Origin of the sequence: Mucilaginibacter sp. SG564, assembly GCF_013149275.1 — a bacterium.
In the GTDB taxonomy this organism is placed as follows: Bacteria; Bacteroidota; Bacteroidia; order Sphingobacteriales; family Sphingobacteriaceae; genus Mucilaginibacter.
In genome coordinates this window covers 551997-578804 of sequence record NZ_JABGNA010000003.1, presented here as the reverse complement: position 1 = coordinate 578804, position 26808 = coordinate 551997, and the positions used below count along the sequence as shown (strand labels likewise).

20 protein-coding genes are annotated in these 26808 nt (G+C 42.3%); 15 read left to right on the top strand and 5 right to left on the bottom strand.

All coding sequences use genetic code 11. The annotated features are described in order from the left end of the window. The first annotated feature begins 256 nt into the window (after positions 1-256). From FHW89_RS09935 to FHW89_RS09925, 3 genes are all read left to right on the top strand, one after another. Positions 257-1009 (top strand): outer membrane beta-barrel protein, encoded by a 753-nt coding sequence (locus FHW89_RS09935; RefSeq protein WP_172334867.1) that lies wholly within the window; start codon positions 257-259, stop codon positions 1007-1009. 365 nt (positions 1010-1374) lie between these two features. Next, a complete protein-coding gene (locus tag FHW89_RS09930; protein WP_172334866.1) occupies positions 1375-4959 on the top strand; it encodes a hypothetical protein in 3585 nt (1194 codons plus the stop codon). 17 nt (positions 4960-4976) lie between these two features. Continuing rightward, on the top strand, positions 4977-5231 hold the full coding sequence (locus FHW89_RS09925) for a hypothetical protein (protein WP_172334865.1): 255 nt from the start codon (positions 4977-4979) through the stop codon (positions 5229-5231). Positions 5232-5265: 34 nt separating this feature from the next. On the opposite strand, the gene FHW89_RS09920 is transcribed toward FHW89_RS09925, so the two are convergent. Continuing rightward, a complete protein-coding gene (locus FHW89_RS09920; protein WP_172334864.1) occupies positions 5266-5985 on the bottom strand; it encodes a hypothetical protein in 720 nt (239 codons plus the stop codon). A 159-nt stretch (positions 5986-6144) separates the two neighbouring features. After that, positions 6145-6864, bottom strand: a complete 720-nt coding sequence (locus tag FHW89_RS09915) for a DUF4397 domain-containing protein (RefSeq protein ID WP_172334863.1) — start codon at positions 6862-6864, stop codon at positions 6145-6147. Between the two features lie 207 nt (positions 6865-7071). Between FHW89_RS09915 and FHW89_RS09910 the strand changes: the two genes are divergently transcribed. From FHW89_RS09910 to FHW89_RS09895, 4 genes are all read left to right on the top strand, one after another. After that, positions 7072-8037, top strand: coding sequence for a quinone oxidoreductase (locus tag FHW89_RS09910; RefSeq protein ID WP_172334862.1), 966 nt, complete (start codon positions 7072-7074; stop codon positions 8035-8037). An 18-nt stretch (positions 8038-8055) separates the two neighbouring features. After that, positions 8056-8334: a hypothetical protein gene (locus tag FHW89_RS09905; protein WP_172334861.1), complete on the top strand. Its 279-nt coding sequence runs from the start codon at positions 8056-8058 to the stop codon at positions 8332-8334. A gap of 293 nt (positions 8335-8627) precedes the next feature. Further along, on the top strand, positions 8628-11753 hold the full coding sequence (locus tag FHW89_RS09900) for an AsmA family protein (protein ID WP_172334860.1): 3126 nt from the start codon (positions 8628-8630) through the stop codon (positions 11751-11753). 28 nt (positions 11754-11781) lie between these two features. Then, complete coding sequence (locus FHW89_RS09895; RefSeq protein ID WP_172334859.1) at positions 11782-12561, top strand: hypothetical protein; 780 nt, start codon at positions 11782-11784, stop codon at positions 12559-12561. 257 nt (positions 12562-12818) lie between these two features. Here FHW89_RS09895 and FHW89_RS09890 read toward each other — a convergent pair whose 3' ends face one another. Then, positions 12819-13625 (bottom strand): PD40 domain-containing protein, encoded by an 807-nt coding sequence (locus FHW89_RS09890; RefSeq protein WP_172334858.1) that lies wholly within the window; start codon positions 13623-13625, stop codon positions 12819-12821. Between the two features lie 135 nt (positions 13626-13760). Here FHW89_RS09890 and FHW89_RS09885 point away from each other — a divergent pair, with 135 nt between their 5' ends. Next, a complete protein-coding gene (locus FHW89_RS09885) occupies positions 13761-15050 on the top strand; it encodes a DUF885 domain-containing protein (RefSeq protein WP_172334857.1) in 1290 nt (429 codons plus the stop codon). A gap of 111 nt (positions 15051-15161) precedes the next feature. Here the strand turns inward: FHW89_RS09885 and FHW89_RS09880 are convergent, their stop codons facing one another. Beyond that, complete coding sequence (locus FHW89_RS09880; protein WP_172334856.1) at positions 15162-17129, bottom strand: phosphatidylinositol-specific phospholipase C domain-containing protein; 1968 nt, start codon at positions 17127-17129, stop codon at positions 15162-15164. 106 nt (positions 17130-17235) lie between these two features. Between FHW89_RS09880 and FHW89_RS09875 the strand changes: the two genes are divergently transcribed. The 5 genes from FHW89_RS09875 to lysA all read left to right on the top strand — a co-directional run bounded on the left by FHW89_RS09875 (position 17236) and on the right by lysA (position 24382). Beyond that, positions 17236-18696 (top strand): hypothetical protein, encoded by a 1461-nt coding sequence (locus tag FHW89_RS09875; protein ID WP_172334855.1) that lies wholly within the window; start codon positions 17236-17238, stop codon positions 18694-18696. Positions 18697-18978: 282 nt separating this feature from the next. Beyond that, the gene (locus FHW89_RS09870) at positions 18979-20172 is read left to right on the top strand and encodes a BamA/TamA family outer membrane protein (protein ID WP_172334854.1); all 1194 of its coding nucleotides are present in this window, start codon (positions 18979-18981) and stop codon (positions 20170-20172) included. A 76-nt stretch (positions 20173-20248) separates the two neighbouring features. Continuing rightward, the gene (locus FHW89_RS09865) at positions 20249-21712 is read left to right on the top strand and encodes a S41 family peptidase (RefSeq protein WP_172334853.1); all 1464 of its coding nucleotides are present in this window, start codon (positions 20249-20251) and stop codon (positions 21710-21712) included. A gap of 128 nt (positions 21713-21840) precedes the next feature. Beyond that, the gene (locus FHW89_RS09860; protein WP_172334852.1) at positions 21841-23151 is read left to right on the top strand and encodes an aspartate kinase; all 1311 of its coding nucleotides are present in this window, start codon (positions 21841-21843) and stop codon (positions 23149-23151) included. A gap of 61 nt (positions 23152-23212) precedes the next feature. Then, positions 23213-24382 (top strand): diaminopimelate decarboxylase, encoded by a 1170-nt coding sequence (gene lysA, locus FHW89_RS09855; protein WP_172334851.1) that lies wholly within the window; start codon positions 23213-23215, stop codon positions 24380-24382. 105 nt (positions 24383-24487) lie between these two features. Here the strand turns inward: lysA and FHW89_RS09850 are convergent, their stop codons facing one another. Next, positions 24488-25141: an HAD family phosphatase gene (locus FHW89_RS09850; RefSeq protein WP_172334850.1), complete on the bottom strand. Its 654-nt coding sequence runs from the start codon at positions 25139-25141 to the stop codon at positions 24488-24490. 202 nt (positions 25142-25343) lie between these two features. Here FHW89_RS09850 and FHW89_RS09845 point away from each other — a divergent pair, with 202 nt between their 5' ends. Together FHW89_RS09845 and FHW89_RS09840 are read left to right on the top strand one after the other, a co-directional pair. Next, positions 25344-25538, top strand: coding sequence for a cold-shock protein (locus tag FHW89_RS09845; RefSeq protein ID WP_166089472.1), 195 nt, complete (start codon positions 25344-25346; stop codon positions 25536-25538). A gap of 656 nt (positions 25539-26194) precedes the next feature. Then, positions 26195-26593, top strand: a complete 399-nt coding sequence (locus tag FHW89_RS09840) for a YtxH domain-containing protein (protein WP_172334849.1) — start codon at positions 26195-26197, stop codon at positions 26591-26593. Positions 26594-26808 lie beyond the last annotated feature (215 nt).

Sequence of the window (26808 nt, the reverse complement as noted above, 5' to 3'; positions counted from 1 at the left end):
CACCTTCCTGATCTCGGTGATCCTGCTGATCCCGATTGTTTTTAACTGGATGGTCACTTTCTGTATCCGCTCTAAAGAACGCGAACAGGTGGCTTGAAATTATGGGCCAGACATCTAACTATTCCCCCGCTCAACGGCCATTTCTGTTTATTCATCGGGTGGTTTTGCCTTTATGTCTAACATAGCCTTGCCAATATTAAATACCTTATATATTTAGATAAGGTCTGTTTAACTGAACATTGATTAAAATTTAGCTTTGAAAAAATTTATTCTGCTTTTTGTTTTCACAATCGCTGGTTTTATTGCAAAGGCACAGGACGGATACAACTATTATGAATGGGGTATTGGCGGCGGTATTGGTTATGGCAAGGCATACGCTGATATGAAAAGGGAAGAGTACCACCCTATTTATAATTTAAACATCGCCTACAATTTTAACCCTTACGTGCCTGTAGCGCTGGAGTACCAGTTCGGCACGCTTTCGGGCGGTGGCCGTACTCCCGATAAAGATGCCTTTGGCCGGATTTATAAAAACTCCTATAAAGCTTTATTACTGCATGCCGATGTTCAATTGGGAAGTTTTATTGATTATGCCGACAATTGTTTTTTAAACGTGATCAAAAACTTTTATGTGGGCACCGGCATAGGCGCCATATCCAACAATATGAAGGATATACAGCGTACCAACCTGCCTGCATATGTTCAAAACGGCCCGGTGGGCAGCACCAATGGTTTCCAGGGCAAGGACAAAAGCACCAACATGGTATTACCGCTGCGCTTTGGTTACGAGTTTAAAATTTATGATTCCTATGAGCAGGTAGGTTATACCATTACGCTGGGTTACGAACACAATTATGCTTTTGGTGAAGGACTCGATGGCTATAATGATCCTCCGACAAAGTTTAAAAACAATGCGCCCGACCAATATGCCCACTTTACTATAGGTTTCAGGTATAATTTTGGCAATACGGTATCTTATAATAAACTGATCAGAAATTCCGGATTTTAAAGAAGAACCTTGTTGTAATAATTGGTTGGCAGTTTAGGCGGTAACGTAGAAAAAGTTAGTTTATTATCGGTATTGCCAACATTCCATCGTGCCCGATGGCCATTTCGTCGGTGTAATTAGCTTGTGTGTCGAAGCAGTTTAAACTTAATCCAAAAACAATCAAATTTATGTAATATCTGTGATTGGTAAACTGATTTATGTCATAGTATTAAATAAATAGTTCTTTTTAACACCTCTGTTAATTAATCACCGCAGCGAGTAATAATCAGGGATAAGAAGTATTGATCAATCAAGATATTAAGCAGCCTCAAATTTCAATAATTGGTCATAATCTAATGAAAGTACACAGCAATATTTGGAGTTTAATGAGTTTTAAAATAGGTGCTTGTTTATTGCTACTGGTTTTATCAAATACAGTTAAAGCCGGAACTTTTGATTGGACTGGTAGAAACAGTACCGATGTAACAGATGCCGGAAATTGGGCACAAGCCGGTTTAATAGCTTGCCCTGTGGCTCCCGGCGCTAATGACGATGTAAGAATTGGTGTTGCTACTACTTATACCCTTATTAGTGGTTTGTGCGTAAATTTAGGAAGCCAAACCCTTACACTTACCCGTTTCCCGATTGTAGCTGCCAATACAACCTGGAAGTCTATAACCTTTGGCAATAATGGCGTTACAGCTGCCACATATTATTTGCGAAACACCTCGGGAGCACAACAAAGCTTTGGAACAAAATATACCATGCTGTTAACGGTTAACAATAATGGTGCAACTTCAACTACATTAACCGTAACCGGAAACATAGCCCAAAATCACTATGCAGGTGCGGCCGACCCCAGGAATATTTTTAATGCTATCATAGCCGGAACGGGGAGTGTACTTTGCCAGGGAAACGTAGTAGTAGGGGATGCCACAACGCAACCAGCTGGCTCCGTTGCTGATGTTGCCTTGTTTTCGGCTCAGGTAAATCAGTTAACTATCAACGGGAATATTTTACTCAACTGCAACGGGGTTAATAATGCAAGCAGTGGACAGGTTTGTTATCCTTGTTTTTCGGTAGAAAAAGGGACAACAACGCTTCTGGGGCAAATGAATCTTGTTAAAACCTTTTCACCTACAATTAATGGCTTTGCGGGTTTAAATCCGGGAGTACTTGGTTTTAAGGGTTATGGCCAGGTTATAGCTGATAATACAGGTTATACAGCCACTGCTGTTGGTAACGCTAATACCTTTGAGTTAAGGAACAAGGCCCCAATTATTACCCCATTGATTGATAATTTTTATGTTTATTTTACATTCGGTGGTAGCAGTGGCACTACCTTGTTTAGTGATAATAATGCCGAAAATCAAATAGTTTACACCGCTAATGAGCCATCAACCACCACTACAGCAACCTACATAAATACAACATCCCCGGCATATTATAACCTGACATTTTCTGGTGCGAGTACAAAGGTTGCTGATAAAAACAGCACCATTAATGTGGCTCCCATACAAGGTTTAACCGTTGGCAACAATTGGACTACGAGTGGTGGCATTGTGAATTTAAATACCAACGATCCTACGGTTACTGTAACAGGTGGTTGGACAAACCAGGCATCAACAGTGGTTAATCAAGACGGGGGAGATATTATTATTAAAGGCGCCGTTAGCAACACGGGCACATTTAATCTGGGCTCAGCTAATTTTTATATAGGGGGCAATTACACTAATAACAGCGGAGGTGTATATACACAAAGCACAGGTACTACCTTTTTTAACGGAACGGGCGCGCAAACCTTGCTTGACAATAGCTCTGCGGGTACGGTATTTAATAAGGTAACCTTTAATGGTGTTAATGCCGCCAGTGTTTCAACCATGAACGCTGGTACTGGCAATTTTTCCGTATCACCTACCGGTATATTAACCATGACAAGCCCAGCAAAGCTGGTGGCGGGTACCAGTAGCACAGCATATCTTACTTTAAAGTCAACCGCTGCTTCAAGCGCTACGGTCGCGCCTATAAATTATACCACTCCCATAACAGGAAATGTGAATGTGGAACGCTATTTACAGGGAGGTTCCACGAGTCAGCGTGGTTATCGCTTAATGTCGAGCCCGGTTAACACTGGTGCTGGTATTTTTAATGTTAATTATGTAGCCGCCAACGCGTTCATTTCGGGACCGGGAGGTACTGCCAACGGATTTAATGCTACCGCTAATAATAACCCAACGCTGTATTTTTACCAGGAAAATGTACCTACAAGCAATATAACATTTACATCGGGCACATTTAAAGGGCTTGAAAAACTAACTGCAGGAAGTAATACGGTTAATATTACCGGTGTGGCTAACACTACTTTACCAGTTGGCAATGGCTTCATGTTTTATTTTATTGGTGATAATATTAATAACCTGGGCACAGGACCTGGGCAAAAAGGTGGTACCGTAGGTTTAGCGCCAGAAACGGTTACCCTTTCAGCTTCCGGAGCTTTAAATCAAGGTTCTATTAGCTTTACACCATGGGCATATGCAGGCTCTTCCGCTACATTAAGTAAACATAGTCCCGGAACGGGATATTATCTTTTGGGTAACCCGTACGCCAGCGCATTGGATTTAAACAATACCAATTTAAAATCAGGTAATACGGGGATCAATTTTTCCAATCCGGCTGCAGCTGCTACAAAATTCCTGGTTTTTAATCCTGTAAATAAAGGGTATTCTTATTGGGATCCGACCATTGGTACTACCGGTGGAAGTGATGGCAATGGAGCCTCAAGGTACCTGGGCAGCGGGCAAGGCTTCTTCATCACCCTGCTTGGTGCAACATCAACTACAGTAACCTTTACCGAGGCCGCAAAAGTGAATGGCAATCAGCAACCAACTCCCTTGCTGATGTCGGTACCAGGTCAAATGCATATTGCTAATGCAAGGCCGCCGGCCGCGCAATCCGTAAATTCCGTTTCAGCACAAAATACAAGTGAAGTTATCCCGGATATTAAATTGAAATTATCGGCAGATAGTGTTCGTAACGATAACTGCGCTATTTATTTTAAGAATGGTTGGCTGTCAACCTATGATCAGCAAGAGGATGGCAAAGATCTGGATGGATTAGGGCCAAGTGTATACCTTTCAAGTTATAGTGCGGATAGTGTGCGGTTGGCCTTGAATAAATACCCGGTGCCTTCGGCCTCCAGAACGGTGATCCCCTTGTATGTTAAGGGTTCCACATCTGGGATATATACATTCTCTAAAACCGAGATAAGTGGTTTGCCCGATTATTACACTGTTTTTTTACACGATAAGCTGTTGAATGATTCATTAGATATGACTCATAACAATACTTATAATTTTAATTTAGACAACAGTAATACAGCTACTTACGGCGCAGGAAGATTTGAACTGGTTATTAATAAAAGTCCCTCAAATTATCACTTGCTAAGTTTTACCGGTAAAAAAGCAACCAAAGGAATTGATATCAACTGGTTAGTAGAGAATGAGGGAAACGTTACCTCTTTTGTATTAGAAAAGCAGGATCAAGCGGGGAACTTTAACTCCATATATCAGCTTAAAAGCACGGGTGCCAGCAACTATACTTATACGGACTTGCTTGCCTCAACCGGGGATAATGTATATCGCTTAAAGCAAACCGACCGGGACGGAACGGTAACCTATTCACCCAAAATCAGTGTTGTATACACGCTGCAGTCTCCTAACGGATCTGTTGTAAAAGTTTATCCTAATCCCGCCGAATCACAAATTCAAATGCAGATCGCGGACGAATCATCCAACAAGGCTTATAGCCTAAGCATCATTGGCCCAACCGGTTTTGTAATGAGCAAAAGGAAGGTTACAGGCTCAAGTTGGACAGCCAATGTGGGCTATTTTACCCCAGGTATATACATAGTTAATTTATATGATGCATCAAACGGGGCATTGATAGGGCAAGGAAAGTTTATAAAAAGATAGTATTTATTTCAATTGTTATGAAAAAGATAAAAAATATAAACAGCGTAAATAGGTCTTTCATCCGGAAAACTGCAGCGGTAATGCTTTTGCTGATTGTGAGTAATGTATTTATGGTATTAGCTGATGACCCAGGTGAACCATGTGACCTGAATGATCCGATAGGCACTTGTCCTATAGATACCTGGACAATGTATTTAGCGATAATTGCTGTGGTTTTTGCTGTTTTCTATTTAGTGAAAAAGAATAACATAAGCAGAAACACTTCGCTATAACTATTTTACTCCTCCTAAAGGGTATCTACTCAGCTTAATTAGGTATTTTAATATAAAAGTGATCGCCTCTGTTTTCTCCAAAGTCCGAGAAATTTTCAGGGCCAAGTGATGATCTGAAAGCTTCTGAAATATAAAAATCGTTCTGATAGGTTATGAGTTTTTGCACATTATTATTGAGTGTGTACAACGTTAAATAACTCTTGAAAAATAATGGACTTTTTCCTTGTTCAAATTTAGCCAGTTTTACTTTGAGATCACCGCCAAAGCCCGAAGGTAGTTTGGATTTGGCGAAAAGTGTATCGGCGATGTACTGGAACTCCTTACCATCAACATTGGTGATAGTTTTACTCACCTGGGAATGAGGCGGAATAAAAGCTACATTTTGTGGGAGTGTTACCTGCGCGTTGATACTGGCATCGGAGTAACGGATTCCCCGGCCTACAGATGTTCCTGAAAGCGTTCCATTTACCTGTAAAACGCCATCAGCATAGCTGGTGTTTTTTTTATTCATCACAAATGCCGAGCGTTCCCAATCGGCATAAATAGGCTCGTTAAGTTTGTTATAGATGCTTACGTGGATAGGTACATTTTCACCTGCAAAAGAGTAGAGGATCTTTACAGAGTCGTTTTCCAGTTTAAACTCACCGGTCCGTTCATTATGAACAGTGTTTGTACTGCTTAGGATATTCATTTGGTAGGTGCTGCATGACGATAACAGCGCTATCGCCAAACAAATGATAAGTAATGTTTTCATAGGTTGAAGTTTTGTATCGCTTTGACTTAAAAATATCTATGAAGTTTAATCAAAATCAGATTGTTATGATTTTTTCTGTAGAATCAGAAATAAACATCGCCCTAAAATAAAAAGCCCCCACAACACGCTGCGGAGGCTTTTATTATTTGAAAACGATACTTAATAATAATAGGCGTTAGTTTGCACATTAGCGCTCAGTTTCTTTTGATCGGTGGCAGCAGTCAGGCCCTGTAGCCATATAGTATAAACTGAACCACTATTTAGTTTTAAGTCTGCCAACGTAACCAAAACGGTGGTAGTTCCTTTTTTACGAACTTCTAAGGTGTAAGTACTGTTGCCTTGTATAGGTACAAAAGCCGATGCTCCTTTATACGACTGGTTACTGGCCAGTAAAGCACCTGCTTTTATCCCCAGGTCAACCGCGCCTGCATCCGGACTAACATTTACCAGGCGGATGGTGGCTTTCCCTGCATCAGGGCGACTGATCGAGTCGGTGGTTAATATCATATCCGGAGTAGCAGTAACATTGGATAAGTACATCGAATAAAATTTTTGAGCAGTAAGACTAATGGTATCGGCTTTGAGCTTTTGCTGTGAGCCTGCTACATAAAAGGTAGCAACCCTTTTACCCGGAAAAGCTCTGATGTAATCAATCCCATGCCCGTAGTTAATAGGAAAATCATTGGCCCGGTTTTGATCCAAGAAGAAATTTACTGGTTGTGAGTCAGGTGAAGCATTGATCACCGAAAGATAGGCTACCGGTGGTTCAACATAGTCATTGTCATGATTTTTTAAGCAGGAAGTGAGTAGCCCAGCCAGCAAACACATCATCCCGACCATGCCTGCACGCCTTTTTAAATTTTGTTGAACGTATTTCATAAAATTAATTATTGTAGAGATCATCATATACTTAACCTTACGTATAACACTGGTATGAATGCTACAGATAACCGAAATTTTATCTGTAAATTAAATGTTACGTTCGGCGGAGTAGGAGGCTGTTAAAAATATCATGCTATTGTCTGTTTATGTTGAATTACCTGCCATGTTAAATAGGTGACCCGAAAAAGATGGATATTAGATGATATGAAAGCACTAACATTTTCCACATTTGGCGATCCCGGGGTTCTTCAATATCTGGATATTGCCCCGCCTGTATTAAAAGCAGGAGATATACTGGTTGAGATGAAAGCCATCGGGCTTAATTTTTCCGATACCGAGCGGCGTAAGGGGAATTACCATCTATCGGGCAAGCCGCCCTACATCGCGGGTTATGAGGGCGCCGGTATAGTAGCCGATAATAATGGGCATCCCGATTTTAAACCGGGCGACAGGGTAAGCTTTGGCGATGTACCCTTTGCTAATGCCGAGCTGGTTGCCGTACCTGTCACCCATGCTATCCCTTTACCTGCCGAAATAAGCTTTGAGACCGCCGCCGCTATACTTTTACAAGGTATGACCGCCCATTACCTGGCAACGGATAGCTATCCGGTTAAACCCGGCGAAACTGTACTGTTACATGCCATAGCCGGAGGGGTTGGCCAGTTGCTTACACAAATATGCAAACTGCTGGGCGCAAAGGTTATTGGGCTTACCTCCTCAGAAGCTAAAAGAACAACCGCCCTGGCAGCAGGGGCCGATGCTGTTTTTTTATATCAGGATAACTGGAAAGAAAAGGTACTGGATTATACGGGCGGCAAAGGTGTAGATGTGACTTATGACAGCGTAGCAAAAACCTTGAATGACAGCCTGGAGATAACCCGCACGTTGGGCACCGTAGTGCTGTATGGTAAAGCAGGCGGTTTGCCCGAGCCCCCGCCATCTTTAGAGTTATTGATGGATCGCTCACAAACCATTACCGGCGGTGATCTTTGGAGTTACCTGGATTCGAAAGAAGATCGAATTAAACGGTCGGGTGTATTATTTAACTGGATAACCTCGGGGCAACTGGTATTGCAGGTTCCTAAAGCCTTTAAACTGGCCTATGGCAAACTGGCTCATGAGTATATGGAAAGCAAACAGAGCACCGGGAAGATCATTTTAATTCCGTAATCAAACAATATAAATTAAATGAAACAGCCCGAAGATGATTTTATAATAACCGTTACAGCGGAATTTGTAAAAGTTGAACATCCGGAACGTGAAACAGAAACCTTGTTCTGGAACGACCTGGAAGCCATATTGCTCATCAATACCGATTCGGGGCCCTGGTTGCCGGATATATGGTTAACATTAGCAGGGAATGATAGCGGTTGCATAATCCCACATGGTACTAAGGGATTCGAGCAGGTATATGATATTGTTTCAAAATACAAAGGGTTTGATTTGAAAACGTTACCCGCTCTATGACGAGTACCAATAACGCCGAGTTCTTACTCTGGACTAAGCCATAATTGACTGTTAAAATATCCCTGCCCCCGGGGCTCTTAAAAAGAGCCCCGTATTGGGGACAAGGAACTTATAGTACCGACATTATACAATACGTTGAAAAAAGTGTATTCGATACACCGGTTGAATAATTTTTATGTATTTAATCATCAGTTAAAACATTTTACCAATAAAGCTTAATAATAATTTTACCCACGGCATTTGGCTTTTATCCTTATCTTCATGGCTCCTTATCAGCAATTACTTTTATGCCGATGCCAATCAAAAAAATCATATTTAAAACACTTAAAATAAGTGGAATAACACTGGTAGGTCTACTGGCGTTGATGTTTCTCTTGCCGTATCTTTTTCCACAGACCATAACTAACAAGATCAAGCAATGGGCCGGTGGCAGTATCAACGGCAAACTGAATTTTACCAGCACGCGCTTGTCGTTCTTTAAAAGATTTCCGGCGCTTACCCTTACGTTAAATGATTTTTTGTTAGACGGCAGCGCGCCTTTCCAGAATGATACGCTGGTGGCAGCCAAAGAAGTTTCGCTGGCGATAGATCTTTCGTCGGTATTTAAAAGCAAAATCAATATAAATAAAATATACCTGAGCCAGGCGCTTATCAATATTAAGGTGGATAGCAGCGGTAAAGCCAACTATAACGTATACCAATCAAAAGGCAGCAAGCCCGCTAACGCGGCCGATACCAGCAGCGCTTCATTGGGGATTGAACAAATTCTGATTGAAAAAAGCCGCTTGGTGTATGATGATAAGTCGGTGCCGATGCAAATTGAGGCCAGCGATTTTAACTATAAAGGCAGCGGCGATCTGAGCAAAGATATTTTTGATCTGTCGAGCCATATCGCGGCGGCATCTGTCGATTTTGTTTATGGCGGCAAAAGCTACGTTCACCATAAAAAAGTAAATGCCGACCTGGTTACCAGTATCAATACCAAATCATTGGCTTTTGCCTTTCAGAAAAACGACTTGCTCATTAATAAGCTCCCGGTTAAGTTTAAAGGCCGGTTCGAGTTCCTGAAGGAGGGCTATGATATGGATTTCAGGATCACATCAGACCAAAATGACCTGGGTGATATTTTTACCGCCCTGCCTGCCGAGTACGAAAAATATGTAGACAATATGGATATCAGCGGTAACGGTAACATACAGATTGCGCTTACCGGTAAATACATCGCCTCCAAAAACATCATGCCCGATTTTACTTTCAATATGAAGGTACGTGATGGCGCCGTAGTGAACAAAAGCACGCCAGAGCCGGTAAAAAACCTGTTCATCAATATGGATGCAAGGCTGCCAGGCCTCAATCCGGACAGTTTGAACCTCAATGTCGATTCGATCTATTTTAACATCGGTAAAGATTATTTTGGCTCGGTGATCAAAGTAAAAGGTATCAAAGAACCGCAGATCTTCGCTAAGATCAATACCGAGGTTGACCTGCAAAAATGGAACCGTGCCTTTGGCGTTAAAGCAGTTGATTTGAAAGGACGATATTCGCTGCACTTGCTGGCCGAGGGTAAATACGCCAAAGGACTGAAAAGAACAGGCGGGTTACGACCAAAGACAGAAACGGTGATCACCAGCATCCCTAAATTTACCTTGCACTCTGCATTTACCGATGGGTATATCAAATACGCCAACTTGCCCGAAGCGCTAAAAAATATCAGCTTCAATCTGAATGCCGCCTGCCCCGATCATGACATAGCCCATGCTACTCTGCAGGTAGATAACCTGAATGCCATTGCGCTAAATAATTATATCAAAGGATATCTGAAACTAAGCAACACTGCCGGGGCTATGATCGATGCGGGGCTTCAAACCAAATTCCATCTGAGCGATGTGAAACAATTTTTACCTGCCGATAGCGGTATGGACGTACGCGGCGACCTGGATGCAAACCTGCAAATTAAAGGCAGGTACATTCCCGAACGTGGGATATTCCCGGTTACCGATGCCAAATTGGAGCTGAAAAATGGTTATGTACAAACCAAATATTACCCGCACCCGGTGCAGGATATACAGGTGAGCGCGGATATCACTAACAATACCAGCTCATTAAAAGGCTTGAAAGTGAATATCAAACCCGTATCCTTTAACTTTGAAGGGCAGCCTTTTATGCTGAAGGCAGATCTGCACAATTTTGATGATCTTAACTATCGTGTAGCCTCACGCGGGCAGTTGGATATTGGCAAAATATATAAAGTTTTCGCTGTAAAAGGCTATGATGTAAAAGGCTTTATCAGTACCAATTTTTCCTTAAAGGGTAAACAAAGCGATGCTCTTGCAGGCAGATATAACCTGTTGGCTAACTCCGGCACCATGAAAGTGAAGGATGTTACACTGCGGTCTGAATTATTCCCCAAGCCTTTCCTCATCAAAAACGGCCTGTTCAGCTTTAATCAGGATAAGATGAAGTTTGACCAGTTTACGGCTAATTACGGTAAGTCGGTTATCATTTTGAATGGCGCACTATCCAACGCGATTGATTATGCCGTTAAACCAAATTCGGTATTGAAAGGGCAGTTTAATTTACAAAGTGATCTGATAGTAGCTGATGATTTTATGGCCTTCGCGGGAACTCCGGCATCGGCTAAACCTACGCCTACCAAATCAAATGGCGTTATACTGGTACCCGCCAACCTCGATCTTGATTTTGCCGCCAATGTAAAAAAGGTAAAATACATGGGGCTGGACATTAGCGATGCCAAAGGGCAAATGAGCATCAGCAAAGGGCAGATCATCCTGAAACAAACCGGTTTTACCCTCATAGGCGCCCCCGTGGTTATGGACGCCACCTATGGCAGCACCACACCGCAAAAAGCGTACTTTGATTACCACATCAACGCCAAAGAATTTGATATCCAGCGTGCTTATAAAGAAGTAAAAATGTTTCATGACATGGCTTCGTCGGCGGCGCATGTACAGGGTATCGTGTCGTTAGATTATAAGCTCAATGGTAAACTCAATGGTGATATGAAACCCATCTATCCTTCCATAAAAGGTGGCGGCGTACTTTCGGTAAAAAAGGTGAAACTGTATGGCTTTAAACTATTCAGCGCGGTAGGTAAACAAACCGGTCACGATAGCCTGGCCAAGGGCGATGTAAGCAAAGTAGATATCAAAAGCACCATCGCCAATAATATAATGACCATTGAACGTACCAAAATGCGTATGGCCGGTTTCCGACCACGGTTTGAAGGTCAGGTAAGTCTGGATGGCAAACTAAACCTGCAATTCAGATTAGGGTTGCCGCCATTCGGTATATTTGGCATTCCAATGACCATCACCGGCACCCAGGAAAACCCTAAAATAAAAATGGGCAAGGCCAAGAAGGAAGATGAGCTGAAGGAAACAACGGAGGATGATAAGTAATAGGTGTATTACAATTTTTAATCGGAAGATGACAAATTTGGACAAATATAAAGCTGATTTAGAAGCGCTATATGAAAAGGGTGTTCGTTTACAATTAGGTTTACTTAAAGAGTTGAAACGTTTAGATGAAGTACCTCATAAGGATGAACTTTTAAAAAAATATACTCCTTTAAACTTTAGGGATAATTATGAGGGGTGGTATACCGAAGCTTTAACTGTTGTAAATCAATTAATGCCAAATAGAGTGGATGATTTTGTTAAGCTCTATAAGAATGAGCGGAGAAAGGAAATTGATTTTTTGACATACACTATTTCCGATTTCATCATTGGGTTAGTGACTACAAGGGGGGGAGCTGTAAAAGTAGACGGAAGTGCAGCATTTCCTAAATTTCAACAGCAGTTAAGTATTCTAAAAGCATTACAACAGAGATTTACCAGCTCGTTATTTGATATTAAGCAGTTAGTTCAAGCTGATATATTTGATACAGAAATAGAAAGTGCAAAGGAGTTAAGTAAGAAAGGCTTCTTTAGAGCTGCGGGAGTTATTTGTGGTGTAGTTATCGAAAAGCATTTAAATCAAGTGTGTAATAATCATAAAATTCCATTGGGGAAGAAAAATCCTACAATTGCAGATTTTAATGATTTATTGAAAAATAGTAATGTAGTTGACGTAATTGTTTGGCGTTTCATTCAACGTTTGGCTGATATAAGGAATTTGTGTGGCCATAATAAAGATAGAGAACCTTATAAAGAAGAGGTGGAAGAGTTAATACAAGGAGTCGATAAGATCATAAAAACTATTTACTAACCTCTCTTTCGCGCAAGATTTGTGCGGTTGTTGGCGGATAACTGACTTGTGCTTTACAATATCACAAGTCCTTTAATCCCAAAAATCCCGGTTCAGTCAACCTCTTACCATGTCGGGTTAAATTTTACCCAATAAATATCATCACTGCCATTACCTGCTTCGTTTAGCTGTGCCTTGATCTGCTCATAGGTTTTACCGTTTTTGTTAAGCATTTGTGGGTTTAACCGTTTGCTGGTGAACAGGAGATATTTTTTGTCCTAGGTTACAAATGGGCAATAGTCAAGCGTGGTAGTATTGATGGGTACGGGCAATCGTTTTACCGGGAGCCAGTTACCAGCTTTATCTTTCTGGCTGATATACATATCCCCGCGACCCATATCATCCGGTCGGCCGTAGGATGAAAGCAGGATAAATTGCTCATCAGGATCAACAAAGGCATTAAATTCATCGTATTTGGTGTTGATATCTTGGGGCAGGCTTTCGGGTTTGCTGTATCCGGTTGGTGTGGCTTTAAAAAGTACAATATCCTCATCTCCTTTACCATAGTCGGCTTCTACGGTTATGTATAGATTACCGCTACGGGTAATGCTGGGATAAAACTCATTTTTAGCGGTATTTACACTGGGTCCCAGGTTTTCGGGTTTACCCCAGGTGGCATTACCGGTTCGTTTAACCCGCCATATATCAAAATCTTTGCGGGCACCGGTATCCAGCAAGGGCCTGTCTGATGAAAAATAGATCCATTGCCCATCCGGAGAAAACGCGGCTTCATGATCATTGTCGCGGCCCGAGAAAGAGGCTACCTCGGGCTTACCCCACTGGTTGTTTTTTTTAACCAGGTGCAAAATAACACTACCTACTATACGCGGCCGCTCCAGGGTGAAAAATATCTCGTCGCCTTTGGGCGATATGGTAAAATCACGATTGCTCAGGCCGTCACTTAATAATCCTTTAGCAAAAATGCTGGGTGTATCAGTGGGCAATGCTGCATCAGGGTAAGTTACCTGGGCAATGGTTTTACCTGCTATCAGTGTAAAAGCCAGAAGGGTGATGAGTTTGTACATCAGGTGCTTAGGTTTGGTTTATATCAAATATAATGTTTACCGGGCTGTAAATCCTCACCCTATCAGGGTGATTTAGAAGTACCTGCAAATAATTAAGCCGATGTAACAAAGGAGGCGATTGCTTATCAAAATATTATGAAGACCTTTATAGCCACTATCAGCCTTTTTGTACTTTCTTTATACCATACCAGCGAGCAACAAAATTTCGATGCTTTTTCCAGCAAGTTTGCGAGTGGTTATAAAGCCCTCAACCTGCCAGAGCTCGACCTGAGCTATGTAACCGGGCTGGAACGTATCGGTTCGGCGGATGCTTTACAAAAACAACTCAAGTTTTTCAAATCGGTACAGGCCGAACTCGCCATTTATAAACCCGTAGAGCTAAGCCCCTCCCAAAAAACAGATTACACGCTGATTGCCTATGAAACCAAACTCAACCTGGAACACCTAACTTTGGAACAGGACTGGCTTAAACACAAACCAGCGCAAATACCCACAGGCGGTATCATCACTATACCCAATGGTAAGGCATGGTACGCCTATTTACTAAAACGTTGGGTTGATGCTGACGTTACGCCCGATCAGATTTACCAGTTCGGTTTGTCCGAAGTTACGCGTGTACAAAAACATATAGAAGCCGTGAGGGTGCAAACCGGTTTAAGTGAAGATGCGTTTTACAAGCATTTAAATGATTCTTCCTTTTTTGAAAAAGATCCAATTAAGGCACAGGAGGCGTTTGAACATACCAAGGCCATTGTATATGCCAACTTGCCCAAACTTTTTAACGATACAAATATCCCGCCGCTAAAAATAGAAAAAGGAGCCGCCAAGCAGCTGGCACAAACACCGGGCTATTATAATGACAATATTTTTTACTATAACCTTTTTGATAAGCCTTACAATAAGCGGCAGTTCGATTGGCTTTTTATTCATGAGGCTGTACCCGGGCACCATTATCAGCTAAGTATAGTGGCACAGACAAAAACATCCGAAGTGCAAAAACTCTTTTTTTACGCGGGTTTGGCCGAAGGCTGGGCCGCTTATACCGAAGAACTGGGCAAACAGTTAGGTGCATACCAAACACCCTATGACGAAATGGGCAAATGGGAGTGGGACATTGTACGCTCTGTACGTGTACCGCTTGATGTTGGATTAAACTATTACGGCTGGACCGATGCCCAGGCCCTGGCCTTCTGGAAAAAGAACATCCGTAACCAGGATGATATCGCCATGCGAGAAATAGCCCGCATGAGGCGCTGGCCTGCTCAGGTGGTAAGCTATAAATACGGCGCGCTGCAAATACTGCACTGGAAAGAAGAACTGCAAAAGAAACAAGGCAAGAATTTTAATATCAAAGATTTTCATTCCCGGGTGTTGGATCATGGCTCATTGCCACTGTTTTTGGTGAAGGGGAATGTGTTTGGGTAGATTGATAATGAATGTTAAAAGGAGGGTGTCATGTTGAGCCTGTTGAAACATGGTGTACAGGCCTTTACGCACGAGTCTTCGACAAGCTCAGACTGACAGGTCTTTGTAGTGTTAATTATAAACCGCCGTGCCGTTCAATTCAATACAATAATCGGTTATCCAGGGGCCAGCTACGTCGACGTATAGAATATTGGGTTTATTGTTTTTGTTGATGGTGCCCGTGCTTATCCATTCGTTAACTTTGGCCGGCAGGTATTTGTTGCCTGCTGTGGCCATATCGATGATGCTTTTGTTTTTCTTGATCACATTGGTAAGCAGCATCAGGCCATTGATTACCGGGTCTACATTCTCATTCTGGAAATCGTTACATACCAGGGCGGCTTCGTCGCTGCTTTGGGTCAGTTGCCAGTCGAGGCGTATCAGGTCGTTGTTACTCACTCCGCTTTTCATTGAGGTGAAAAACAGCTCCTCTTTGGTTAATAATTTATTGACCTGGTTAGTGGCTGCATAGGCCCTGCGGATGTTCAGGAACGTTTTGCTTTTATCGGCCATGGAGTTGGAGTCGATGAGTTTATCGGCGCTGGCATATTGTTCAAAGGTTACGATCACCTTGCCTGCCAGCTGATCCAGTTTGATCTGATCGATGCTTTTGGATTGATTATTAAAAATATGCTCCTTACCCAGAATGCTGAAAATATAATCGGCCACCTCATCTGTAGAAGCTTCTTTCGGACAAAAATGACTGAAAGTTAAAATCACAAACTCTTTTTTGTTTCGGCCAAGGAAGTTTTTAACGGAGTCGAGGATATCCTTAAAACGTTCGCCATAACCGCCGCCCATAGCCTCGGCCATACAATCTGATGAGCTATGTTTAGTATAAATGCTGTTTTTAAATGCCCCCACCCGCAGGTCAAACATCCGGATGCCCGCGTTAAGCTGTTGACCTACATTTAGTTTTTGCGTAAGCGTATTGCAGTTGTTGATAGAGCCGGCTTGTTTGCCACCGGTGCCATTTAATGCCGACATACCCGCGTCGTGCGAGCCGGGGATCACGATATCTTTAAGCGTCAGCTCACCTTTATTGGGAAAAAGTGTATCCTCCATCCAGCGTGCCGGGTTGTAGGTGGTAAAAAAGCTCAGGTACAGTTTTTGGTCGGCGCCAATAAAAGCCATGGCAAACTTTTTATCGTCTATCTTGCAAACGGCAACCGGGTAGGCTGTTTTGAAATAATTAGGTAAGGGGTGCCCGGTTAATGATCTGGCCTGTTCGTCGCCGGTAGCATAGTATACGTTGTTATCCTTTTTAGTGTCTTTCCAGATATAGAACAAACGTGTAGTATTAAATACATGGTAAATAGCCGGCGATACCTTGGTTTTTGAACCGGATACCGGCGACTGATCCGTCCATGTTTGGGTACTGGTATTCAGATCGGTATAGTAAATGCCCTGATCGTTATAATAACAAAGCCTTACCGTGTTGTTGGAGAGGGTAACTATAAATGGATATTCGGCGCTTTTTTTATTGGGTACGGTTTGTAGTACAGCCGGTTTAAGCATGCCCTTATCATCAGCATCAATAAAGGCCACAACCATATCGTTTTTATTGGCCGCGTGTGAGGCGATCATGATACGGCCGTTCACCACCGTCGCTGTAATGCCTGACCGTAATTTGGTCGAATTCTGGAAATTCACGGTGCCAATAGCCTGCGTATTGAACGTAGTATCACTGTTATTGATCATGTATTTTAACGAGCCATCGGTACCCAGCCATAAAACGTAGATATGATTGTTCGTCACCCTTAAAACCGGTGCGAAGGCGCTCTTTTCTGTGCCGGATGTCGCATCTTTTGCTAAAAGGCGGATGTCGTGATGTTTACCTACATAACATACGTGGATACTACCACTTGGGCCCGCCTCTTTCCAGGTAACAAAATAATTGCCTTTAAAGCTGGTAATATCAATAGCTTTATCTGTACGGGCCGCAGGTAAAAAGTTAACAGGTTGGCTAAAGCTCAGGTTTTGGGCTTGTGAAAAAATGAAAAAGCAAAGTAGTGTTAAGGTAAGCGTTATAAACTTCATAAGAAACCTTTAAACGAACCGTGGGGGCAAAATAGTTTAACAATAGCAACCAATATTTTCCCCGTAGGTTGAATTTATAATATTTTTACGCCAAATACATACCCCTATGTTAAAAACCTTTATCATTTTTTTCTGCTTATTATTTTTGCTTCAAGGAGTTAGAGCTCAGGATGCTAACTATTGGTCGTCCAATTATAATCCTGCCGGCTTCTTAACACCTGGTGCTGTAATTGCTTTTAACCGCGACAGCGGGGTGATGTTTTTGAACCCGGCCTTGCTGGCTTATAGCAATAAAACTACGGCATCTATTAGTGGGTCAATTTATCAATACAGCAATATCCGCACAAAAAATGGTGCCGGAACCGGGCTCAATCTTAACTCAAGCTCGGCTGCTATAATTCCGCAAATAGTATCTGCCACTATTTCATTCAAAGGAAAAAAGCCTTTTACATTGGGCTATGCCCTTATCCACAATCCGGTGATGAACTACCAGGTAACACAACAGCGCGACGCTAAGTTTAATGTACTCAGTGATTCGTACAGTCCGGGAGATGAGTCGTTTTTGGGACAAGTAAAAAAACAGAGCTCTATTAATGAAACTACCGGCATTATAAGCGGGGGTTTTAAAATAGCCGATCATTGGGCCTTGGGTTTATGGGCTGAGGGACAACTGCGTAAACAAACCGGCGATTATGATGCCAGCTCAAGAGCGCTTATCAATGTAAATACCAATACGGGCTTTTTACCTTTAAGTTTATCAGAACAATCATACCTGGCATCGTATTATCAAGTTGGCTTGCGGTTTAAAACCGGTCTTGCATACGATGAGGATCGACATCATTTTGGCCTCACCATAACATCGCCGTTGATGCATATAGCCAGTAGGGCAAACATACTGAGCGATAACGCGGTGAATAACCTGATTATACCCAGCGATGATCCGGCAAGTCCTGGCAGTAAGGATACGATCAACTTCCTCATCAATTCCAGGCAGCAGAAGTTGAAGGCTATTTATAAAATGCCTTTAAGCATTGGTTTTGGTTATGCCTATGATTATGAGAAAGGACAAATTTATTTTGCCGCCGAGTATTTTGCCAAAGTGAACGAATATAGCATTATAAGTCCACGGGATGTTGACGCGGTAAAGGGTGAGGTGCCCATCCGGATCTCGGCTCAATCAGATCTGCGACTTAAAGATGTAAGACGGTCTGTTATTAATTTCGGGTTTGGAGCAAGCTATCTGCTCCGGCCCGATGTAACCGGTTTTGTATCCTTACATACCGATTTTAACTATGCCAATAATGATCTGTATAAAGATGATAATGGATCGTCGGGCAATATCGCCTATTACAATATTTATCATTGCCAGCTTGGGGCTAATTTAAAGCGGCGCAAGTTTAATTTCAGGGCAGGGCTGTTATTGTCATACGGTACAACCAATAAATATTTGCAGGATATTAATTTTGATAATCCCAATGAAAATAATTTACTGGCCGGTGATCCCGTAACTACGCATACTTCTCATTTTTCGGCGGGCTTATTATTAACCTACATCCACAATTTATAGTGCGCGGCGTAGGTAAAACAAGCTTTGAATAATTTAATTATCAAACATTTTGAGGATTGTTGGGTTTAGAAATTGGTTTAACTGATCACAACAGATCTATTAGTAATTGAGAATTAAATATTTATCATCCTGAAAACACAACATATAACAAAGCGAAGGTTTTATTTAGCGTTTAATATTTTAATACTGGTACTATGGGCAGGCTTGACTAATAATGTCAGCGCCCAGGTTGCCGGTGCCGATTCTTTAAAAAAAGATTCCTTGCGGAAACAGGCCTTGACAATGCGAAGCAAGGAAGCAGCAACGCTTTCTAAACAATATGATATAGGCGATTTGGCAAATGCAATTCTTCATCCGCATAAAAAGCCCGATTCTGTTCTGAAAAAATCATCGGGTATTACCATTATTCCCAATGTGGCGGCAAATCCCACTATCGGTTCGCAGATCGGGATCAAGGCAGTGGCTGGTCGTAAATTAGGGAACGACCCCAATACGCTGTTGTCTGTAGCGGCTACATCAGCTTCTATCACTACCAAGGGTATTATTTATTTTTATGTGAACCATAACGTTTACACGCCGGGCAATAAATGGAATTTTCAGGGTAGCCTTGTTGCCGCTAAAACCGTTACACCCGACTTTGGCCTGGGTATTGGCCGGCAGAATGTAGAAGGAAGTGAAGCAGATAAAATACTGGCCGATCCGCAGCGCAAAGTGTATACGCTTAAATCGCTGTATTTTAATTTCAGGGAAAAGGTGTATAAAGAAATTCAGAAAGGCCTTTTTGTTGGGGCGGGGGTATCCTTTGATATCCGGCGGAATATTGAAGCCAAAGATACCACCAATAAGTTAACCCCATCCCGTATCTATAACGAACAACATGGACTTCCGCAGGACCGTTACTCGGCAAACGGGCTGCTTTTTAACGTGCAGTATACTACACGCGATAACCAGAATCGGGCCTATAAGGGTATTTATGTCGATGCCGGTTTTCGGGTTAATCAAACCTGGATAGGCAGTACCAAAAACGCGGTACAGTTTACCACCGATTTCAGGAAGTATTTCAGTTTGTCCGAAAGCCATCCCGAGCATGTAATCGCGTTCTGGAACTGGGGTTCCTACTTGCTTGGTGGTACATTGCCTTACCTGGAGGTTCCGGGCACTGCGCGCGATGGCAGTTTCCGCAGCGGCAGGGGCTATACATCTACTTATTTCAAAGGCACCCAGTATAACTACTCCGAAGTGGAATACCGTTTCCCGATACTCCGGAATGGTTTTGTAAGCGGGGTTACTTTCTTCAATATGCAAACCGCCAATGATGAGCTGGGTACCAAACTATTTCAGGTGTGGCAGCCAGGTGGCGGCGGTGGTTTACGGGTGCTGTTTAACAAGGCTACGCGTACCAACCTGTGCCTGGATTATGCCTGGGGTAAATACGGTTCCAAGGGCTTCTTCCTGGGACTGAATGAGGCGTTTTAAAGCCCGCTTAAGCAACAAAGTTTTTACTTAGCGTACTTGAGATAATATCTATTTTTATAGGTAAACCCCATCTCAATTGAAACGATTAAAAAATGGCTTGCTGATAATTCTGCTACTCCTGGCAGGAAAGGTAAGCGCGCAGATAGATACCACGTATACACCCTCAAAAACCTATACGCAAACGCAGTTGGTTGACGACCTTGCATTTTTGAAAAATGTATTGATAGAAGCACACGCCAGCTTGTACCGTTACCAAAGCAAAGCTGCTTTGGATAGTGCTTTTATAAACGCCGCCGCAATGATTAATAAACCCATGACTGAAATTGAATTTTGGCGGGTATTGCAGCCGGTTATTGCCGGTATTCGTTCGGGGCATACGGGTTTATTTTATTCGAGAGCCTATATCAACTGGCAAAATAAATACCCGGTTGATCATCTGACTCCTTTTCTGACGGTTCAGGATGGTAAATTACTTTTACGGATAAAAAGTGCTAAAGACACATCCAAACGCTACATTTTGACAGTAAAAAGTATAGATGGTTTACCATCAGATCAGATCATTACCACCTTGAAAAAATATGTATCGGGTGAGGATTTAAGTGAACAGTGGACCGATTATCAACTGCAGGGTGTTGGTTTTAGCTCGGTATATGGGAATGTGTTTGGCTATAAACCGGTTTATGATCTGGAGGTAATGGATACTTTAAACAGAAACAGTACCCTGCACCTGAAAGCGTTTCATGCCAAACGTACTATGGGAGCCGATCAGATCAAAGAACTACTTGAAAAAACAAAGGATGAGCTTAACAAGGTGGTATCCGTTGATTACCCGACAGCTGTACCATCGACAGCGGTATTAAAGATCAAGGGATTCTCTTATTTTAATTATTACCAGGGTTTTCATGAACAGTTTTTTAAACGGATGCAAGATGATAAGATCAAAAACCTGGTGATTGATATTCGGGGTAATACTGGTGGACTTCCTGTTGTTGGTGGCGATTTGATGCGTTATCTGATTAAAAACGAATTTACCCAGATAGAAGCTGCGCAAATACCGGTTAACAAGATCACTTTTAATGATTATATACTGCATGATGCCGGAAATGATCAGCCCCAGAAAACCACGGATAAAGTGCAGCCTTATAATTATAGCTGGCGCCAGCTCCCCAAATTATATCCAGCCGCTGAGTATCATTTTGATAAAAATATTTATTTACTTGTAGATAAGGGAACGTTTTCTGCAGCGAGCATATTTGCTGCCAGTCTGAAAAATCAATGTAAAGTAACCGTTATCGGCGAAGAGACAGGTGGGGCCGAGGCAGGCTCCGATGGCGGCTTTTCGACCATCAGACTACCTAATAGCGGCTTGTTGCTCCATTTGCCGCGGTATTGGGAAAGCACCACAGCCAGCGATCATCACTCCAAACATGGCTTAATACCAGATATTGTTGTTAAAAATTATATTACTGCGGAAAAGCATGATGCCGTAATGGAAAAGGTAAAAGAGCTGATATTGTCTTCATTAAATAAAGCCAAGTAAAGGCCCTTATTTAATTGAGATTAATTTGCCTCGAATATAGGCTATAAGTATTTTAAAATCTTATTTTTAGCGCCTCAAATACCGGTACCTTTTTTTGCCGGTATGCAATAGAACATACAAGCTAAAAAATGAAAGTTTTAAAATTTGGCGGAACATCGGTGGGTAGCCCCGCGCGTATGAAAAATCTGCTCGACATCATTAATCCCACTGAAAGGCAGATTGTTGTGCTTTCGGCAGTATCAGGCACCACCAACAGCCTGGTTGAAATTGGACAGGCTTATCTCACAGGCGATAAGCAAAAGACCATTACCCTCATTAAGCTGCTGAAGGATAAGTACGAACTGTTTATCAAGGAACTGTTTACTGATGACGAATTTTTAAAACAAGGCAAAGAGGTTATCGATTACCATTTTTCGGTACTCAGCAACCTGGCTAATGATCTGTTTACCACTATCGAAGATAAGATCATCCTGGCTCAAGGCGAATTATTGTCGACCACGCTGTACCACGTTTACCTGAAACAGATCGGCGTACCATCGGTACTGTTACCCGCGCTTGATTTTATGAAGATAGATGAGGATAACGAACCTGTTGTTGACCACATTACCGAGAAATTAACTCCGTTGCTGGATAAATACCCGCAAGTAAACCTGTTCATTACCCAAGGCTTCATTTGTCGCAACGCCTTTGGCGAGGTTGATAATCTGCGCCGTGGTGGCAGTGATTATACCGCATCCCTGATAGGCGCGGGTATCCGCAGCGAAGAGGTACAGATATGGACAGATATCGACGGCATGCACAACAACGATCCGCGTATTGTGAAGGGTACTCAGCCCATTGCCCAGCTGTCATTTGATGAAGCTGCCGAACTGGCTTACTTTGGTGCTAAGATATTGCATCCGCAGAGCGTGTTCCCGGCACAAAAATATAAGATCCCGGTGCGTTTGCTCAATACCATGGATCCGCAGGCAAAGGGTACGCTCATCACCAATACCAGCGAGAAGGACAAGATCAAATCCATCGCTGCCAAGGATGGCATTACGGCCATCAAGATCCAGTCAAGCCGGATGCTATTGGCGCATGGTTTTTTGCGTAAAGTTTTCGAAGTATTTGAGCGGTACAAAACTTCTATCGATATGATCACCACCTCGGAAGTGGCCGTATCCTTAACTATTGATGACACCACCTACCTGGGCGATATCACCACCGAGCTGAACGCTTTTGGTTCGGTTGAGTTGGATGTAAACCATACCATTATTTGCGTGGTAGGCGATTTTGGCGCCGAAAAGCACGGCTATGCGGCAAGGGTACTGGAAGCCGTAAAACATATCCCGCTGAGGATGATATCCTATGGCGGCAGCGACCATAACCTGTCGCTACTGGTAAAAACCGAAGATAAAATAGAGACTTTGAGGAGCCTGCACAACAGGTTGTTCTGATTTCGGATTTAGTTTCTTCGCATATTTTTGACTTTTTAATTTTGATTTTTGACTTAAAATAATGTTCAATACAGATATAATAAATAAATTCCAAGGTTTAGATACACCATTCTACTACTACGATCTGGAGGTATTGCGCCAAACGCTTACCGCGGCCCGCGATGCTTCGGCTAAGCATGGGTTTCATGTGCACTACGCGATGAAGGCCAACTTTAATCCGCGGGTGCTGGAGATGATCCAGTCTTTTGGTTTTGGGGCCGATTGTGTGAGCGGTAACGAGGTAAGGGCAGCTATCGACCGTGGTTTTGACAAAGGCAAGATCGTGTTTGCTGGCGTAGGTAAATCGGACAAGGAAATAAACCTGGGTCTGGATACCGATATCTTTTGTTTCAATGTAGAATCAGTACAGGAACTGAATATTATTGATGGCCTGGCCGCTGCCAAAGGCAAAAGAGCCAAGGTAGCTATCCGCATCAACCCGAATGTGGATGCGCATACCCATCATTTTATTACCACCGGTCTTGATGAAAATAAATTCGGTATCAACATATGGCAGCTGCCCGATGTGGCAACCGCTTTGCGTCAATGTAAAAACCTGGAATTTTTAGGCATCCATTTCCATATCGGCTCCCAAATAACCGATCTGGAAGTATACAAAAACCTGTGTACCCGCATCAACGAAATGCAGGACTGGTTCGAGGATCATGGCTTCCCGGTTAAAGTATTGAATACAGGTGGCGGTCTTGGTGTAGATTATTATAATCCCGATGGTAACATAGCCGATTTTGAAAACTATTTCCAGGTGTTCAAGAATTTCCTGAACGTAAAACCCGGTCAGGAAGTGCATTTTGAATTAGGTCGCGCACTGGTAGCCCAAAGCGCATCGCTCATATCACGGGTACTATACGTGAAGAACGGCCTAAAGAAAAACTTCCTGGTACTGGATGCCGGCATGACCGAACTGATGCGCCCCATGCTTTACCAGGCTTATCATCAGATAGAGAATATAAGTAGACAAGACCATGGACCATCGACCATGGACTATGGACAAATAAAATACGACGTGGTTGGTCCTATCTGCGAGAGCACGGATTGTTTTCAGAAGGATGTAGAATTCCCAGAATCATTCCGCGGTGACCTGATTGCCATACGTACCGCTGGGGCTTATGGCGAAGTAATGGCATCAGGCTATAACCTGCGCGATAGGGTAGGGAGTATATATTCGGAGTAAATAAGCTGAATTAAAACAGGGCTGTCACCCTGAGCCTGTCGAAGGGCGTGCGCAGAGGCCTGCCCACCATGTTTCGACAAGCTCAGCATGACAGCCTTTTATATTTTATCCCAGCAGCTCCTCAAAATATTCATCTGTAAAATCGGCTGAGAAGTGTTGTACATTGGTCAGCCTTTCAAATTCATGTGGTTCGTGGGTAGTAGTGATCACTACGGCCCTCATGCCGGCATTGGCAGCCGCTTCGGCGCCTTTGGGTACATCTTCAAATACAGTACAATCAGTAGGATTTGTATTAAGCAGGGCCGCTGCCTTTAAAAATGTTTCGGGATGCGGTTTGCTTAGCAATACATCATCGGCGCTTACAATGGCCTTAAAATAGTGCCTGATGTTAAGGTTATCCAACACAAAATCGATATTGAAAGGGATAGCTGCCGAGCCTATCGCCATGGGAATACCCCGCTGATAAGCTGCTTCTAAAAACTCCGGTAAGCCGGGCAAAAGGGCCAGGTGCGGTAAAAATTCCTGCTGATATTTTTCTTCTTTCTCGTACGATAATTTGTTCATTTCTTCCAGTGTGAACCTCTCGGGGCCAAACATGCGTACCAGCACTTCGGGGTTTTTGCCATACATCTGCTGCTTCACTTCGTCCCAGGTAAAACTGCCGCCCAGCTGGTCATTTAATAAGGTTTGCCAGGCTTTGGTGTGGTAGGGCATGTCATTGATCATGGTTCCGTTCAAATCGAAAATAAAGGCTTTCATGTACGTGAATTTTTTTTTGGCAAACATACCCATTTTGAAAATTAACCAGGGAACGGGAGCATTCATGTGGCGGTAATTTTTTTTAGATGGTCTTATTGTCTGTAAATAAGGTATTTAACTAATTGTGATGATAGTGGATTTACCCCATAGACTTGGGTTTCTGAAATATTGTTGTACCTTGCGGACTTTAATAAATAAAATAATGCAAAAAGAAGGAACAGTAAAATTTTTCAATGAAACAAAAGGTTTTGGTTTTATTACACCAACAGGTGGTGGTCAAGACATCTTTGTTCATTCAACAGGCCTGATCGACGAAATCCGTGAAAATGATAAAGTAGAGTTTGAAGTAGAGAACGGAAGAAAAGGCTTAAATGCGGTAAATGTAAAAGTTATTTAATTATAATATAACCATTAAGCATACAGGCATCCACTTAGTGGATGCCTTTTTTTGTGGGTAAAATTCTTTGTATCTATGGTGTTAAATTGAAATGCAAGTGGTAGTTTTATAATAACTAAATCTTATTTGTATGGTAAATGTAATAGCGGAATCGTTAGGTTGATTTTATCACTCATATTTATAATATTTTCCGTTATCTCCTTTATTCAATTACACGAATTTCAAGATTATTCGTCAATGTCAGCTGGTTCCAAAAGCGGGGTTTTTATAGTTCTATTTCTGATCCTAAATTTTCCGACATATATGATCTTGAATGGCATCAGAGAAATAAACAACAAAAGGATAAAGTTTAAATTCATGTATATTGTAGTTGCGATAACGGAAGCTATTATCACTTTAGTGTTTGTACGGGATTTTAAAAACGTAAGCCATATCTTATCAGTAAAACTAATAGCATTGCTGGTGATGCTATTATTAATGGCATATTTTCTAATTGGAGATTTTATAAATCTCTTTATAAGGAAAAATAAAACCAATCAGTAATTTATTTAGAGAGATTTAGTTCTTCTCAGGAAGCAAGGTTTAGCTGCTTGCAAAACTGGCATTGTTGTTGTTTATATCAACCCAGATTAAATCATCTAACTAAAAAATTGAACATGAAAGATCAAGCAAAAATTATAGCAGCACTTTTAGTAGGCGCGGCAGCTGGTGCCGCATTAGGTTTGTTACTGGCTCCTGAAAAGGGCGGAGACCTGAGAGAAGACATTGCCGATTATATCAATGATTTGGTTGGTACCGCTAAAAATAAAGCGCAATCAACAGCTCATGATATCAAAGAATATGGCAGCAATGCCGTTGACAGGGCAAAATCAAGGTTTAGCGGTACTGTTAGCGATTTGCGCGAGAGAGGCGAACACGTGGTTGACGCCGTAAAATCAAAGGTGCATGATGTAGCAGGTAAGGCAAAAGAAGCAGGTGAAGATGCTGTAAATGAAGCTAAAGCAAAAGTAAAAGATACTGCCGATAACTGGAACGATTCTGTACAGGGCGCATAATTTTTAGGACTACTATACCATAAAAAAAGCCCGGCAAACGCCGGGCTTTTTTTATGGTATAGCTATTTTAACAATAGTTGATAAAATATGAATGGAATAAAAACATAAACGAAGTAAAAAACACACGTTGTCATCTCGAACGAGGTACGAGGAGAGATCTTATGCGCCAGGACAGGCCTCTTGTATAAGATTTCTCCCTCCGGTCGAAATGACAA

Bases quoted from the DNA above. Each gene is read 5' to 3' on its own strand.
- FHW89_RS09930 (WP_172334866.1), top strand. From the start codon at position 1,375: ATGAGTTTTAAAATAGGTGCTTGTTTATTGCTACTGGTTTTATCAAAT.
- FHW89_RS09925 (WP_172334865.1), top strand. From the start codon at position 4,977: ATGAAAAAGATAAAAAATATAAACAGCGTAAATAGGTCTTTCATCCGG.
- FHW89_RS09920 (WP_172334864.1), bottom strand. From the start codon at position 5,985: ATGAAAACATTACTTATCATTTGTTTGGCGATAGCGCTGTTATCGTCA.
- FHW89_RS09915 (WP_172334863.1), bottom strand. From the start codon at position 6,864: ATGAAATACGTTCAACAAAATTTAAAAAGGCGTGCAGGCATGGTCGGG.
- FHW89_RS09910 (WP_172334862.1), top strand. From the start codon at position 7,072: ATGAAAGCACTAACATTTTCCACATTTGGCGATCCCGGGGTTCTTCAA.
- FHW89_RS09905 (WP_172334861.1), top strand. From the start codon at position 8,056: ATGAAACAGCCCGAAGATGATTTTATAATAACCGTTACAGCGGAATTT.
- FHW89_RS09900 (WP_172334860.1), top strand. From the start codon at position 8,628: ATGCCAATCAAAAAAATCATATTTAAAACACTTAAAATAAGTGGAATA.
- FHW89_RS09895 (WP_172334859.1), top strand. From the start codon at position 11,782: ATGACAAATTTGGACAAATATAAAGCTGATTTAGAAGCGCTATATGAA.
- FHW89_RS09890 (WP_172334858.1), bottom strand. From the start codon at position 13,625: ATGTACAAACTCATCACCCTTCTGGCTTTTACACTGATAGCAGGTAAA.
- FHW89_RS09885 (WP_172334857.1), top strand. From the start codon at position 13,761: ATGAAGACCTTTATAGCCACTATCAGCCTTTTTGTACTTTCTTTATAC.
- FHW89_RS09880 (WP_172334856.1), bottom strand. From the start codon at position 17,129: ATGAAGTTTATAACGCTTACCTTAACACTACTTTGCTTTTTCATTTTT.
- FHW89_RS09875 (WP_172334855.1), top strand. From the start codon at position 17,236: ATGTTAAAAACCTTTATCATTTTTTTCTGCTTATTATTTTTGCTTCAA.
- FHW89_RS09870 (WP_172334854.1), top strand. From the start codon at position 18,979: ATGCGAAGCAAGGAAGCAGCAACGCTTTCTAAACAATATGATATAGGC.
- FHW89_RS09860 (WP_172334852.1), top strand. From the start codon at position 21,841: ATGAAAGTTTTAAAATTTGGCGGAACATCGGTGGGTAGCCCCGCGCGT.
- lysA (WP_172334851.1), top strand. From the start codon at position 23,213: ATGTTCAATACAGATATAATAAATAAATTCCAAGGTTTAGATACACCA.
- FHW89_RS09850 (WP_172334850.1), bottom strand. From the start codon at position 25,141: ATGAAAGCCTTTATTTTCGATTTGAACGGAACCATGATCAATGACATG.
- FHW89_RS09845 (WP_166089472.1), top strand. From the start codon at position 25,344: ATGCAAAAAGAAGGAACAGTAAAATTTTTCAATGAAACAAAAGGTTTT.
- FHW89_RS09840 (WP_172334849.1), top strand. From the start codon at position 26,195: ATGAAAGATCAAGCAAAAATTATAGCAGCACTTTTAGTAGGCGCGGCA.